The organism is Pseudoclavibacter sp. VKM Ac-2888 (assembly GCF_015351285.1).
Lineage (GTDB): Bacteria > Actinomycetota > Actinomycetes > Actinomycetales > Microbacteriaceae > Pseudoclavibacter.
Genome location: NZ_JADKSM010000001.1, coordinates 2,478,062 through 2,492,079, shown reverse-complemented (window position 1 = coordinate 2,492,079; position 14,018 = coordinate 2,478,062). Strand labels below are relative to the sequence as shown.

At 68.5% G+C, this 14,018-nt stretch carries 13 protein-coding genes; 6 read left to right on the top strand and 7 right to left on the bottom strand.

Features of this window, described 5'->3' with window-relative positions; genetic code table 11:
- Positions 1-36 precede the first annotated feature (36 nt).
- A complete protein-coding gene (locus tag ITJ61_RS20300) occupies positions 37-825 on the bottom strand; it encodes an HNH endonuclease family protein (RefSeq protein ID WP_323744352.1) in 789 nt (262 codons plus the stop codon).
- Positions 826-1,003: 178 nt separating this feature from the next.
- On the opposite strand from ITJ61_RS20300, the gene ITJ61_RS11755 reads away from it, so the two are divergent.
- Positions 1,004-1,738, top strand: a complete 735-nt coding sequence (locus ITJ61_RS11755) for an SDR family oxidoreductase (protein ID WP_194686268.1) — start codon at positions 1,004-1,006, stop codon at positions 1,736-1,738.
- On the opposite strand, the gene ITJ61_RS11750 is transcribed toward ITJ61_RS11755, so the two are convergent.
- Together ITJ61_RS11750 and ectB are read right to left on the bottom strand one after the other, a co-directional pair.
- Entirely contained in the window at positions 1,716-1,940 is a 225-nt protein-coding gene (locus ITJ61_RS11750) for a hypothetical protein (protein ID WP_104244699.1), read from the bottom strand. The two genes, ITJ61_RS11755 and ITJ61_RS11750, sit on opposite strands and share 23 nt — an antisense overlap.
- 859 nt (positions 1,941-2,799) lie before the next feature.
- Positions 2,800-4,125: a diaminobutyrate--2-oxoglutarate transaminase gene (gene ectB / locus ITJ61_RS11745; RefSeq protein WP_104244701.1), complete on the bottom strand. Its 1,326-nt coding sequence runs from the start codon at positions 4,123-4,125 to the stop codon at positions 2,800-2,802.
- 202 nt (positions 4,126-4,327) lie between these two features.
- Between ectB and ITJ61_RS11740 the strand changes: the two genes are divergently transcribed.
- Positions 4,328-4,660, top strand: a complete 333-nt coding sequence (locus ITJ61_RS11740) for a nuclear transport factor 2 family protein (RefSeq protein ID WP_104244703.1) — start codon at positions 4,328-4,330, stop codon at positions 4,658-4,660.
- Between the two features lie 47 nt (positions 4,661-4,707).
- Here the strand turns inward: ITJ61_RS11740 and ITJ61_RS11735 are convergent, their stop codons facing one another.
- The 4 genes from ITJ61_RS11735 to ITJ61_RS11720 all read right to left on the bottom strand — a co-directional run bounded on the left by ITJ61_RS11735 (position 4,708) and on the right by ITJ61_RS11720 (position 8,649).
- Complete coding sequence (locus ITJ61_RS11735; protein WP_194686267.1) at positions 4,708-5,634, bottom strand: hypothetical protein; 927 nt, start codon at positions 5,632-5,634, stop codon at positions 4,708-4,710.
- A gap of 206 nt (positions 5,635-5,840) precedes the next feature.
- On the bottom strand, positions 5,841-6,482 hold the full coding sequence (locus ITJ61_RS11730; protein ID WP_194686266.1) for a DUF937 domain-containing protein: 642 nt from the start codon (positions 6,480-6,482) through the stop codon (positions 5,841-5,843).
- Between the two features lie 129 nt (positions 6,483-6,611).
- Positions 6,612-7,064 (bottom strand): Lrp/AsnC family transcriptional regulator, encoded by a 453-nt coding sequence (locus tag ITJ61_RS11725; RefSeq protein ID WP_258064046.1) that lies wholly within the window; start codon positions 7,062-7,064, stop codon positions 6,612-6,614.
- 124 nt (positions 7,065-7,188) lie between these two features.
- Positions 7,189-8,649, bottom strand: a complete 1,461-nt coding sequence (locus ITJ61_RS11720; RefSeq protein ID WP_258067445.1) for an aldehyde dehydrogenase family protein — start codon at positions 8,647-8,649, stop codon at positions 7,189-7,191.
- 197 nt (positions 8,650-8,846) lie between these two features.
- On the opposite strand from ITJ61_RS11720, the gene ITJ61_RS11715 reads away from it, so the two are divergent.
- The 4 genes from ITJ61_RS11715 (at position 8,847) to ITJ61_RS11700 (ending at position 13,978) form a co-directional block, all read left to right on the top strand.
- Complete coding sequence (locus ITJ61_RS11715) at positions 8,847-10,307, top strand: APC family permease (RefSeq protein WP_228496656.1); 1,461 nt, start codon at positions 8,847-8,849, stop codon at positions 10,305-10,307.
- 43 nt (positions 10,308-10,350) lie between these two features.
- Positions 10,351-11,784: an NAD(P)/FAD-dependent oxidoreductase gene (locus tag ITJ61_RS11710; protein WP_194686265.1), complete on the top strand. Its 1,434-nt coding sequence runs from the start codon at positions 10,351-10,353 to the stop codon at positions 11,782-11,784.
- Positions 11,781-12,194, top strand: a complete 414-nt coding sequence (locus tag ITJ61_RS11705) for a cupin domain-containing protein (RefSeq protein ID WP_323744351.1) — start codon at positions 11,781-11,783, stop codon at positions 12,192-12,194. The genes ITJ61_RS11710 and ITJ61_RS11705 overlap by 4 nt, the downstream gene beginning before the upstream one ends.
- 1,088 nt (positions 12,195-13,282) lie before the next feature.
- Positions 13,283-13,978, top strand: coding sequence for a hypothetical protein (locus ITJ61_RS11700; protein WP_194686264.1), 696 nt, complete (start codon positions 13,283-13,285; stop codon positions 13,976-13,978).
- Positions 13,979-14,018: the final 40 nt, after the last annotated feature.

Below are 14,018 nucleotides of genomic sequence, written 5' to 3'. Positions count from 1 at the left end.
CCGCACGCGACCGGCGCGGCGTGCTCGAGGTCGCGCTTACGCGCAGTCCTCGAGCACATCGCGCATCGCATCGTGCTCGGCCTGCGTCACCCAGAGGCGGTAGGTGGCCTTCACGACGATCTGCCGTGCAACGTAGGTGCAGCGGTACGACTCCTCGGGTGGCAGCCAGTTCGCCGCATCCTGACTCTTCTTGTCGTCGTTCACCCACCCCGCCGTCGCCTGCAGGTTCATGGGGTCGTTCGACAGCTCCACCCGCTCCTCGAACGACAGATCCTTCGCGCCAGTGCGCCACGCATTCGCGAGCGCCACGACGTGGTCGATCTGCACGAGCGGGCTGGTGTCGGGTCCCCGCTGGAAGTCGATCTCGTCCCCCGAGTACGGGTCGACGAAGACGCCCGTGTCGACTCGGCAGCCGTCTCGGTTGCGGTTGACCTCGGTCATGGAGGCGGCCAGTGCGTCGTTGCGAGCGTCGCAGCCGTTGCCGTCCGGGTCCTGCCAGCCCTCGCCGAACGAGCCCTCGCGGTCGAACTCCTGCCATTCGTCGCGCGGAGCGACGTCGAGCTTGCCGAGCACGTTGAGGGCATCCGCGGCGAAGGATGTCGGATCGTCACCCTCGGCGGCGGCGGCCTCGACCTCGCCGGCGAGGTCGACGAGCTGGCTGGACTCGGGAGCGGTGCTGCCGTCTGCGGGCGACGTCGCCGGAGGGGCGAGGGGCGTGCATCCCGCGAGCAGGGCCGCGACGCCGATGAGCGCCGCGGCCGCGAGCGCACGGCGGCCGGAACGGTGAACGGAGCGGCGCGCGGTGGGCGAGGAGGTGGGAGGCACTTGGAGCTTTCTCGAGCGGGTCTGCCGCTCAAGACTGCCACAGGGCGGGGCACCGAGCACGAAGCTCACCTCCTCTCCTCGTGCGCGGACTCAGAGGGAGCGCCTGGCCTGACGGTGGCAGAATGTGGGAGCCGCGGCTGCCCGCGGTCACACGCCGCACACCCCCGGGGGAACATCCATGACTGAAGTAGGCCAGACCGGCTCACCCGCTGGGTCCGAAGGCGACTCCCAGCGACCTGTTGCCCTCGTCACGGGCGCAACGCGCGGCATCGGCGAGGCCATCGCGCAGGAGCTCGGTCGCACCCACCAAGTCCTGGTCGGCGGCAGGGAGCCGCGCGCGGTTGCCGAAGCCGCGGCGCGCATTCCCGGAGCCACCCCGTTCGTTGCCGACCTCTACGACGAGCGCCAACTTGCCGAGGCGACCCGCAGCATCCGCCGTCTCGACGTGCTCGTGCACTCGGCGGCCGTGCTCGGCGGGCACGACGCGATCGCCGAGAGCTCACGCGAGCGCTTCCGCCGCGCCTTCGAACTCAACGTGTTCGCGGTCGCCGACCTCACCCGCCTCCTGCTGCCGCTCATCCGCTCGAGCGAGGGCACGATCGTCATGATCAACTCAGGCTCCGGCTACGCGAGCGGCGCGGGCACGAGCGTCTACAGCGGCACGAAGTTCGCGCTGCGCGCGCTGACGGACGCGCTCCGCGAGGAGGAACGCGAACACGGCGTCCGCGTGTCGAGCATCCACCCGGGACGCGTCGACACTGACATGCAGCGGGAGCTGCGCCAGCTCGAGCACGGCAGCTACGAGCGGGAGCGCTACCTGACCCCCCAGGCCGTCGCCCAAGCTGTACGCCTCGCCGTCGACACTCCAGCTGGCGGGGCGGTCGACGAGCTCAAGATCCGCCCGATGCGCTGAGGACGCGGACCAGACCATGGGCGGCACCAACCAGATCTTCACCATCGTCGCGTTCGCGCTGCTCGTCGTGCTCGTGCTCGGCCTCGGCCTGCTCGTCGCGATCTTCGTGCAGCGACACCGGGCGAAGAAGGCGAAGGCCGCGTCGGACCTCCGGAAGGCCGAGCGCCGCAGGGCTGTCGATGCGGGCATCGCAGGCCTGCACGAGGACACCGACACGAGCGGCGGCATCTCCCTCCTTGGGCTCTCTGTGCAGCAAGCGGTACCGGATGCCCCGAGCGGCGCACCCGCGAAGCCATCGCCCTGGGCGGCGGCGCCGCGCCCTGCCGAACGGCAGGCCGCCTGGCTGTCGGCTTCAGTGCAGCGCGCGTCTGGAACCCCGGGGTCTGGGTTGCCGGGGTCTGGCGTGCCGGAGTCTGCGGTGCCGGAGTCTGGGGTGCGCGGGCCTGGAGCGCCGGTGCCCGGAGCTCCGTGGTCTGGAGGACAGGGAGCTGCAAGAGAGGGAGCTGCAGGACAGGGGTTCGCGGTGCGCGCGCCCGGCGTCGCGGAGTCCGGAGTTCCGGGGCTCACGGCCCATGGCGGAGGGGCACAGGACCGAGGGGCGCAGGCTCCTCCAGCCCCGCCTCGGTACGCGCCCGCTCCGCCAGCTCTGCCCCAATCTGGTCCTGCTCCCGCCGCAGCGTCTGCTCCGGCCGCTGCTCCTGCTCCTGCTCCCGCTCCCGCTCTGTCCGGTTCGCCCCAAGTCGCTCAACGGCTTGCCGCGCCTGACCTTGCCCCTCCTGCGCCAGCGCCTGCCGCAGCGTCTGATCCAGAAACCTCCGTTCCAGCGCCGCACCAGTACGGCTCGACGTTCAGCGGCCGCGGACCCCGAAGCAGCTGACCCCACTCCCACTCCCGCCCCCGCCCCACAGCCACAGCCACTGGAGCGAGCCAGAAGCATGTTGCCGGCGCGCGGAGGGTGTTTCTGGGTGACTTGTCTGTGCCCGGGGCGCAGAGACAGAGACGCGCCCCACGGCGACCGTGAAGGTCGGGCCGGGGGCGCGTCTGTCGAGTGCTGCGAGCAGCTACGCGTGCGAGGCGGCGTGGTCTTCCACGGCGTGCTCGGCTTCGGAGTCGTCACCGGAGAGGACCGCGTCGAGGCTCTCGCGCACGATGCGGAGACCCGTCTGCAGTTCATCGCTGGTGAGCGTGAGCGCCGGGAGGAACTTGAGGACCTCTTCGAAAGCGCCCGCGGTCTCGATGACGAGTCCACGCTGGAACGCCTCGGCGGAGATGCGCGAAGGCAGGTCGCGGTCGTCGAGGCTGACGATGCCGTACATGAGGCCGCGGCCGCGCACCGTGAGGCCGAGCTGCGGGTAGTCGGCGGCGATGCTCTCGAGGCCAGCGCGCAGTTCGGCGGAACGCTCCGCGACCGTCGTCATGAACACGTCGTCAGCCCAGTACTGCTCGAGCGCGACGCGTGCCGTGACGAATGCGAGGTTGTTGCCGCGGAAGGTGCCCGTGTGGGCGCCCGGCTTCCACACATCCACCGCGGGGCGGAGGAGGACCAGCGACATGGGCAGGCCGGATGCGGAGATCGACTTCGACACCGTGACGAGGTCGGGGACGATGCCAGACTCCTCGAACGCGAAGAAGGATCCGCTGCGGCCGATGCCGGCCTGGATCTCGTCGAGGATCAGCAGGATGCCGCGCTCTTCCGTGATCGTGCGGAGGCGTCGCAGCCATTCGGGGCTCGCGACGTTGATGCCGCCCTCACCCTGGATGGCTTCGACGATGACGGCGGCGGGCAGGTCGAGGCCGCTGCCGGTGTCGTCGAGCATCTTCTCGAACAGGTCGAGCGTGTCGAGCTTGTCGCCCAGGTATCCCTCGAAGGGAAGGCGGGTGACGTCGCCAAGGGTCGTGCCGGCAGCATCGCGGTACTTCTTGTTGCCGGTGACGGCGACCGCGCCGAGGCTGAGGCCGTGGAAGCCGTTCGTGAACGCGACCACGTTCGTGCGCCCCGTCGCCTGGCGCGCGACCTTGAGGGCCGCCTCGACGGCGTTGGCGCCGGTGGGACCCGTGAACTGGATCTTGTAGTCGTAGCCGCGCGGCTCGAGCACGTACTGCTCGAACGCTTCGATGAACGCCCGCTTCGCGGAGGTCGCCATGTCGAGGCCGTGGAGGATGCCGCCGTGCTCGATGTACTCGACAAGTGCCTTCGTGAACAGCGGGTTGTTGTGCCCGTAGTTGAGCACGCCCGCTCCCGCGAAGAAGTCGAGGTATTCGTCGCCGTCTGCCGTCACGAGGGTCGAACCTGATGCGCGGTCGAACACCACGGGGAATGAGCGGATGTATCCGCGGACTTCTGACTCGCGACGGTCAAATACTTCAAGGGGCGAGAAGTCGCTCATGCTCAGTTCACCTTCTGCTTGTTGACGGGGCCCGTTTGTGACGGGCCGGGCTTTCCTTTATGGAGCCGCAGGGCGGATGCGTGGGGCTGGTCGCCGCGCATCCTGAGATTCTGAGCTTACGGCTATGCCCGGGAATCCGGAGGCTGGCTTGCTACATTGTGGCCGTTCGGGCGGCGATCGTCCGCAACGAGATGGGGGTTCCATGACTGAAATCACAGTGCCTGCGCCGGTGCAGGCCCTTGTCGATGCGATCAACGACGGGGATGAGCAGGCGTTCGTCGACGCGTTCGCCGAAGACGGCTGCGTCGATGACTGGGGCCGCGTGCTCGAGGGGCGAGAGGGTGTCAGCAGCTGGGCGCAGAGTGACGCCATCGGGCAGAGCGCTCAGATGGTCATCAAGGAGTCGACGACCGAGGGCGACACGACCGAGTTGTTCTTCGACTGGCGCAGCAACCGTTTCAACGGCACCTCGCGCGCGTTCGTGACTGTCGAGGGTGACAAGATCAAGCGGTTCAGCATCCCGTCGCACCGCTAGTCGGCCGATGCGCGGCCTGGCGGTGCGGATTCTGCAGGGGGTGGCGCTCAGCGCACGGTGAAGAGGAATCCGTCGACGAGATCGGTGAGCTGGCTCGGCGTGACCCGTTGGCGCTGAGGGACCAGCCAGGCTGGCTGGATGCTCTCCAGCAGCCCTTCTCGCACCATGATGTCGGCTTGTTGCGCGTATCCGCGGGCCACATCTTCAGATAGGCCGTACAGGACGACGTCGGCGAAGCCGAGGTTCTCGGCGAACGTTTCGAGGTAGACGACTCTCGTGGGTCCCGCGCCGCGCTCGCCGAGCGGTAGCTCGTGGAGGTACTGGCTCTCTTCGCGGTATCGGTCCCAGAGCTTCGACCAGCGGCGTTGCAGGGGTGACCGCACGAAGGTGAGTGCGACGACGACGGCGAGCGCCGCGAGGTAGACGGGCACCGCCCAGGCGGGGAGCAGAGGGGCCAGCAGCAGCAAGCCGATCGGCACCACCAGGAGGCCCGCGAAGGCGCGGCTGTATGGGCTCCCGAGGAGCCGCGACACCCAGGTGCCGCGGGCCGACGTGTCGACGCGGTGGCGGTCGAGTTCGGCGATGACGCTCGTCTTCAGCGCCGCTCTGCGGGCAGGATCGTCCCTGCCGGTGCGGTCGACTCGCGCCCGGTCCGCTGGCCGGCGTGTCCCCGATGGGAAGTAGACGTCCACGACAGCCTGCGACCAGGCAGGCAGCAGCGGATCGTCGCCGAGGAACTCGACCTCCCACCCCGTCGCAACCGGGGGCCGGTAGCCCGCGTCGGTGATTCTCGCCGCGCCACCCGTGTCGTCGACCTCGTGGATGCGCAGCATCCCGCGGTGCGCCAGCCAGAGGAGCTCGCCAGCGAAGGCTGTCTCCCAGCCGCGGCTGTCGTCGTCGAGTCGTTTCAGACGGTGCTGCGCGGCCAGTGGCGTCAGCGGCAGTCTCGAGCCCGGAGAGATCGGCAATTTCATCAGGAGAAGCGCGATCGCGGATGCGGTGATGATCAGGAAGGCGGCGAACGCAATTGCTGCCCACAGGTCCTCGGTGCTGGCAGTGGTGATGGTGGTCTCGTTTCGAAGCAGCGGCCGGATCGGAACGCGCCTGGAGTCAGGCTGCGGGCACGCGGGAGGGGGGAACCGGGCTCGCGGGCCCTCCCGCGCATCCGCGCTCGATGCGCCTAGCGCTTGCCGCCGCCCAGCAGCCCGCCGAGAATGTCGCCGAGCCCGCCGCCGCCCGCAGCGCCGCCCGAGCCGCCTGCGGCGCCGCCGAGGATTCCGCCCAGGATGTCGCCGAGCCCGCCGCCTGCCGCGCCGCCCGCCTTGCTGCCGGACGCCGAACCGCCGCCGAGGATCCCGCCGAGGAGGTCCTCGAGGCCGCCGCCGGAGCTCGCGCCCGCCGTGGTGGATGCGCCCTGCTGGCCGCCGAGGAACTTCTTCGCGAGCCACGCGAGCACGATGGGCGCGAGGATCGGGAGCAGCTTCTGCACGAGGCCGGAGGTCTGGCCGCCTGGTGCCGAGCCGAGGGCGGCGGCGACCTGGTCGGTGTTGCTGCCGAACACGTTGTCGACGATCTTCTGGCCGTCGTTCGTGTCGATGTCGGCGAGCGAGACACGGCCGTCGACGAGGGTCGTGTCCTTCTTCGCCAGCGCATGCTCGAGCGATGCGGCCCCGGCGGGGTCAGCCGCGTTGGCCTGCAGTCCGCCGATGAGGGTCGGCAACGCTGCCTGGATCCCCTGCTGCGCGGTCTGCTTGTCGACGCCGAGCTTGCCGGCGATGTCGTCCACCGGGATGAGCGCGAGCAGTTCAGTGATGTCGGTCATGAGTTCCCCTTGATCGATGGCGCGGCACCGATCGTGGGGCCGCGTGAGCCCGAGGGTAGCGGTGGAGGCGGTGGATCCGCCGGAAGATCCGGATGCGGTGCGAGCGCGAGACCTGGAGAGCGCGGCCGACTATCCGACGCCCCACCCGTAGGCGAGCTTGTGCGCTTCCAGTACGAAGAAGGTCTCAGTGCGGCGCACGCCGACGGTCGTCTGGAGGCGCTCCAGCAGGAGTTCCTTGTAGTGCTCCATGTCGCGGCAGATCACCTCGACCATGACATCGAAGCCACCGCTCGTGAGCACGACGTAGCTCGTCTCAGGAAGCGCGGACAGCGACTCGCAGACGCTGCGCGCAGCTCCGGGTTCGCAGTGGATGCCCACCATGGCCAGGTGGTCGAAGCCGATCGAGAGCGGGTTCGCGATGCCGACGATCTGCAGGATGCCCGAATCCTCAAGTCGCTGGACTCGGTATCTGACCGACGACGCGGGGTGCCCGGTCTCGTCGGCGATGTCCTTGAAAGAGCGCCGGCCATCCTTCTGCAGGATCGCGATGAGCTGCCGATCGATGTCGTCGAGTTCGTTCACGGCTGCTCCTCGGTTCCTGTGCTGCGGTGTCATCACGTTCTGACCTGCTTTCATGCTCGCACGATGGGGCGGGTCCTGCCGCAGCGCGCATGCTGAGGCAGGACCCGACCGAGGTGGGGTCGGACTAGGAGCCGACGTGGATGGCGCCGGTGCGGAGATCGGTCATGTCGTGCAGCGTGTACATGCCCCCGATGCGTCCCCATCCGGTGCCCTTGCCGCCTGCGCCGCCGAACGGCATGTTGATGTCCCACCAGCCGTTGGAGTCGTTGACGATGACCTGGCCCGTCTCGAGTTCCTCGATGAAGCGGTAGGCCTTGCTGAGGCTCTCCGTGAAGACAGCGGACTGCAGACCGAGGCGGTCGGCGTTCGCGATCCGAAGCGCGTCGTCATCGTCCTTCGCGGTGAGGATCGGCAGCACTGGGCCGAACGATTCCTCCTGCGACAGCAGGCTGGCCTCGCTGACCCCGTCGACGATCGTGAAGTCGTAGTACAGCCCGGTGGGGTGGCCTGGCGCTCGGCCACCGCCGAGAAGGACGTCGAAGCCGAGGCGGCGTGCCTCGTCGAGGTGCCGGTCCATCTTGGCGGCCACTCCCTCGTTGTTGAGCGGCCCGAGGTTCACGGCCGGGTCGAACGGGTCGCCGAGGACGACGTGCGAGCTCGCGTAGGCGAGCGCCGATTCGACGAACGCGTCGTGGACGCGGTGGTGCACGATGAGGCGCTCGGTCGCGCAGCAGACCTGGCCGCCGCAGTAGAAGGCGGAATCGACTGCGGCCTTCGCGGCGCGCTCGATGTTCGCGTCCTCGAGGACGACGATGGGGCCGTTGCCGGAGCACTCCATCAGCGAGCGCTTGAGGCCGGCGGTCTGCACGATCTTCGCGCCGGTCGCCGAGGAGCCGATGAAGCCGATCGCGTCGATGCCGGGATGCGACACGAGCTGCGCGCCGAACGGCCCGTCGCCGGGCAGCACGCTGACGAGGCCGTCGGGGACGCCGGCCTCGAGGAGGCAGTCCATGGCTGCGAGCACGGCAAGCGGGGTGTTGCTCGGCGGCTTCACGATGCAGGCGTTCCCGGTCGCGAGGCCCGGGGCGACGAACTCCGTGAACATGAGGAGGGGGAAGTTCCAGGGGGTGATGATGCCCCACGTGCCGACGGGTGCCCGGTAGGTGAACATGCGCTTGTCGATGTCGCTCGATGGCAGGGTCTCGCCGTAGAGGCGCAGCGCATCCTCGGCGTGCAGGTGGAAGAGCTGCGCGGCTTCCTTGATGTCGGCGATCGATTCGGCGACGGGCTTGCCCTGCTCGAGCGTCTGGAGTCGCGCGAGCTCGTCGACGCGTCGTTCGATGGCGTCGCCGATGCGGTGGCAGACCTTCGCCCGTTCGAAGACCCCGAGCTTGCGCCAGGCTTTCTGCGCCGTCCGGGCCTTCTCGACGGCCTTGTCGAGATCGGCCTGGCCTGGCACGGCGATGGATGCGATGACCTGACCGGTGACGGGGCTCACGACGTCGGTCTGCTCCCCGGTGGAGCCATCGACGAAGTCTCCAGCGAGAAAGAGCTGGGTACGGGTTGCTGCAGGCAGAGTTGTCACTCCGCACCTCCTTGTGTGGTGAACGATCCCCTTCACCCTACGGCGTTGCATTCTCACGAACAAGCAGTTATGTTTCGCAAGAGTTACGTTTTCAGCAACTTGAGTGCCTATATCTTGCGCCGACGAAGAAGTCGGGGCCAGAGTGGGCGCAGTGCGACGGCGAGAGCATCGCCGCCCCCGAATCGATGGAGTCACGCATGTCGACAGAACAGATCCCCGCTGCGGTCCAGGCGGAACACCTCCCCAAGCGAATGCGCTGGTTCGACGGCTTCGCCATGGCGATGACCATGCCGGCCGCACTGATCGCCACGCTCGGCGCATCCATCGCCGGCCTCGGCGGCTGGGGTGCCGCCGTGCTGTGGGCCATCTCGATGCTGCTCGCGATGGGGGTCAACTGGATCTACACGGAGTTGGCGACGATGTTCCCCGACTCGTCCGGCGGTATCGCGCACTACGCCGCGGAGGCTTGGAAGAAGCGCGCGCCCTGGGTCGCACCGCTCGCCGGCGTCGGCTACTGGCTGCCGTGGGGCACGAACCTCGCCACCTACGGCGCCGTAACGGGCTCCCTCGTCATGGCCCAGTGGTTCCCCGACCAGGACTGGGTGCTGCAGCTCGGCCCGGTCTCGATCACGTTCCCCGTCATGGTGGGGCTCATCGTGATCGGCGTCATGTACCTGATCAACGTCATCGGCGTGCGCGTGACGATGACCTTCGTCTACGTGACCGCGGCGATCCTCATGATCCCGCTCTTCGTCTTCATCGTGTTCCCGCTGTTCCAGTCCGACTGGGCGCCCATGGATCTCACGTGGAACCTGCACGGCATCGAGGGCCTCCACACGGCCATCGTGTGGCTGTACATCATGGCCTGGACGACCTTCGGCATCGAAGTGTGCGCCACCTTCGCACCCGAGTACCGCGACTCCGTAAAGGACACGACGCGCGCGATCAAGGCATCCGTCCTCTTCTGCCTCGGTGTGTTCTTCCTCGTGCCGCTCACCCTCGGCGGGTACGCCGGTGAGGCCGCCATCGCCGAAGACCCGGCCACGTTCTTCATCGCGAGCTTCGCCGACCTGGTGGGCGGCGCGTCCGACTTCATGGTCGTGTGCCTCATCGCCTCGCTGCTGCTCATCATGACCACGTCGGTGGCGGATGCGTCGCGCGTTCTCTTCAACATGGGCAAGGAGGGCGTGACGGTCCGCGGCTTGGGTGTCCTCAACAAGCGCGGCGTGCCGCTCCGCTCGCTCAACGTGATGCTCGTCATGAACGTCGTCATCCTCGTGGTGCTGCAGAACCCGCTCGCGATCATCGTCACGGGCAACCTCGGCTACATCCTCACGCACCTGCTCGCCGTCTCCGGCTTCTTCCTGCTTCGCAAGGACCGGCCAGACGCGGAGAGGCCCATCAAGCTTCCCCGGTTCTTCGTCCCGCTCTCGATCGTCCTGTCCGTGATCCTCGCCATCATCCTGGTCGTGGGGGCAACGGGCTTCTCGGTCACCGGCTATGGCGGTTTCCTCGAGCTCGGCATCGCTCTCGGTCTGCTGGCGCTCGGTGTTGTCATCTGGGTCTTCGTGCAGCGGGGGACGGATCGTCGAGAGCTTCCATCAACACCCGACAGTGCGTCCACCCAAACGGTAGGTACGCAGGGTAGACACGACTAGGCACCAGCAGACAGATGGCCATCACCCCCAAACGGAGGACACCATGACCACGTTCGATCGAGCAGAAGCCGAGATCAGCGAGGAACGCGTCGCAGCATCCCTCGCCGGTGCGAAGGCGACGACCTACTGGCTCGACGACCCGGGCCGCCCGGAGGCCCTGCCCCCGCTGCGCGGCAACCACACGGCCGATCTCGTGATCGTGGGTGGCGGATACACGGGACTGTGGACCGCCCTGCTGGCGAAGGAGCGCGACCCGAAGCGAAAGGTCGTGCTCCTGGAAGGACAGCGGGTCGGCTGGGCGGCATCCGGTCGCAACGGCGGATTCTGCGAGGCGAGCCTCACGCACGGCGCTTCGAACGGCAAGGACCGCCTGCCGCATGAGTTCGCGAAGCTGCAGGCGCTCGGCCTCGAGAACCTGCGCGAGATCGGCGACACCGTCAAGCGGTACAGCATGGACTGCGACTACGAGGAGACCGGGGTGCTGCGCGTCGCCACCGAGCCCCACCAGGTCACGGAACTCGAGGACGAGGCCGTCGGAGATTCGGGCGTCGAGTTCTTCGACCGGCAGCAGGTGCAAGCCGAAGCTGCGTCGCCCCTCTACCTGGCGGGAGCCTACGAACGCGAGGGCACGTCGCTCGTGAACCCCGCGAAGCTCGTGTGGGAGCTGCGGCGCGTGGTGCTCGGCATGGGTGTCGCGATCTTCGAGAACACCCCGGTCCGTTCGCTCGACGCCGACGGGGGCGGGATCACGGTCGGGACCGACGAGGGCAGCGTCTACGCGCAGCGCGTGGCCCTCGGCACGAACGCGTTCCCCGCGCTCATCAAGCGCGACCGCTTCTACACGGTCCCCGTCTACGACTACGTGCTCATGACGAACCCGATGAGCGACGAGCAGCTCGAATCGATCGGCTGGAAGCGGCGCCAGGGCATCACCGACCTCAACAACCGCTTCCACTACTCGCGACTAGTGACGGATGCGGATGGCCGCACGCGCATCCTCTACGGCGGGTACGACGCCGTGTACAACTACGGCGGGCGCATCAAGAAGGAGTACGACCAGCGCCCCGAGACGTTCGAGAAGCTCGCGGCGCACTTCATCGCCACCTACCCGCAGCTGGAGGGGCTCGGCTTCTCCCACAAGTGGGGCGGCGTGATCGACACGTGCACGCGCTTCTTCTCGTTCTTCGACACCGAGTACGACGGCCGCGTCGCGCATGCCGCCGGTTTCACCGGCCTCGGCGTCGGCGCGACCAGGTACGCGGCGAACGTGCTCCTCGACCTGCTGAGCGGCGAGGAGACCGAGCGCACGCGCATGGACTTCGTGAAGAAGAAGCCGCTGCCGTTCCCGCCGGAGCCGTTCGCGTCGTTCGGTGCGAAGGTGTCGCTCGCCGAGATGGCGCGCGCCGACCGCAACGAAGGCAAGCGCGGACTGTGGCTGAAGACGATGGACGCAGTCGGGCTGGGGTTCGACTCGTGAGCGGCGACGGTGCTCGTGAGGCGGATGCCGAGGCCGCAGCCGCGGACGTGAGCGGGATGCTCCCCGGTTCGGTTGTGCACGCGCGGGGTGCATCCCTGTCGCACGACCCCGTCGAGGGCTGGCAGAAGGTGAGCGGCGAGCCGACGACCGCCGCCCTCGACCTCGGTGCCTTCGCGGGCGCGGAGTTCGGGCTGTGGGAGATGTCTGCCGGGTCGATGCTCGACGTCGAGGCCGACGAGGTGTTCCTTGTCATCAGCGGCACGGCGACGGTCGAGTTCCTCGAGCCGGAACTGCCCTCGATCGACCTCGAACCCGGCTCCATCGTGCGACTCGGTGAAGGGATGCGCACCCGGTGGACCGTCACCGGCGCGCCCCTGCGCAAGCTGTACCTCGTGGAGAGCGGCAGCTAGCGGCGGCGGGGGCTGCTTCCGCCGCCGCTTCGGCTTCCGCCGCCCTGCCTTGGCCGTGATGGCTTTCGGCGACCGTGATGGGTTTTTACCCATCACCGGTCGCTAAAACCCATCACGTGCATCCGAGAAACCCATCAGCGTCGCAAAACCCCGCACGGACCTTTCTGGGCCGGCACCGAGTCACCGAGCCGCGGGACGAGGCACCGGCCCCGCGCCTCCCTTTGTCCCGGGCCGTGCCTGCCGCTGACGCCGGGGTCGTGATGGCTTTCGGTGACCGTGATGGGTTTTTACCCATCACCGGTCGCCGAAACCCATCACGTGCATCCGAGAAACCCATCAGAGTCGCGAAAACCCATCAGCGTGCTGCCAAGGCGGATCTCAGGCAGCGGCACGAGCCGCCGGCACCCGCCCGCGCCTCCCCTTTGTCCCGTGCCGCGCCTGCCGCTGACGCCGGGTGCGTGATGGCTTTCGGTGACCGTGATGGGTTTTTACCCATCACCGGTCGCCGAAACCCATCACGTGCATCCGAGAAACCCATCAGAGTCGCGAAAACCCCGCACGAGCCTTTCTTGAGCCGGCACCGAGCCACCGAGCCACGGAGTCACCGAGCCACCGAGCCACCGAGCCACCGAGCCACGGAGGCACCGAGCCACCGAGCCACCGAGCCACGGAGGCACCGAACCACCAAGCCGCCGAGCCGCCGGGGACGGGGACACCGCGCCCGCGCCCGCGCCACCGGCGCACCGGTGCGACGCGGGCGGTATCCCGGCTGTGGATAACGCGGAGGAGACGGCGCGCGTCCGTACTCTGGCCGCATGTCTGGACCCGAGAATCTGCCGGATGGCGCCGCAGCCGGTCCCTTTAGCGTCGGGGACGGGCGTCGCGCGGGAATGACGGCGGGCCAGCTGAACTCAGCGGAGTTCACGAGCCCGCACCGAGGCGTGCGAATGCGCGGGATCGCAACCACGCCCCTCGAGATCGCGCAGGCGTTCGTGCCGCGCCTCAGGGAACGGAGTGTTCTCGGCGGCGTGAGCGCTGCACGCGTCTGGGGTCTCCCCGTCCCTCGACGCCTCGACGGCGACTCCACCGTGCACGTCCTCGTCCCGGCGGGCCGGAACCGGCCGGCGGGGCGCGGAATCCGGTCGCGAAGCATCCATGAACGGTTCTGGGATGCCCGCGATCTGCAGGGTACGCCGGTCGCCTCGCCGGCGCTGACCTGGGCGACGGCCGCGAGACATCTCGAGGTCTCCGAGCTGGTCGTGCTCGGCGATGCACTCGTCGCGACCTCCACGAACTACGAGCGGCTGGTCCGGCCGAACGCGCCGTCCGACGGCGCGCGGACAGCCCCAGCGCTTGCATCACTCGAAGAGCTGGCGGGCATCGCGAATGCCTGGGGCAATCGCGAAGGGGGAGCGTCGCTGAGGGTCGCCGCCGCGCGGATTCGTCTCGGAGTGGAATCTCCGATGGAGACCTGGACCCGGCTGGTGATCGTCGCCGCCGGCCTGCCGGAGCCGGAAGTCGGCGTCGAAGTGTGGAATGGTCCGGAGTTCGTGGGACGGGTCGACCTCGCCTATCGGGCGCAGAGAATCGCCATCGAATATGAGGGTGACCATCATCGGACCGACAAGCGACAGTGGCGGAAGGACATCGGGCGCGTCAACCGTCTGCAGGAAATCGACTGGTTTGCCATCAGGGCCACCGCGGCGCAGCTCTGGCCGACGCCGACACGCTTCGTGGACCAGGTGCGCGCCGCGCTGCAGAGAGCTGAGGCGCGTGGTGGGTAGCGGGCTGCGGCTCCGCCCGGCGCCAGTGGGCACGACGTCG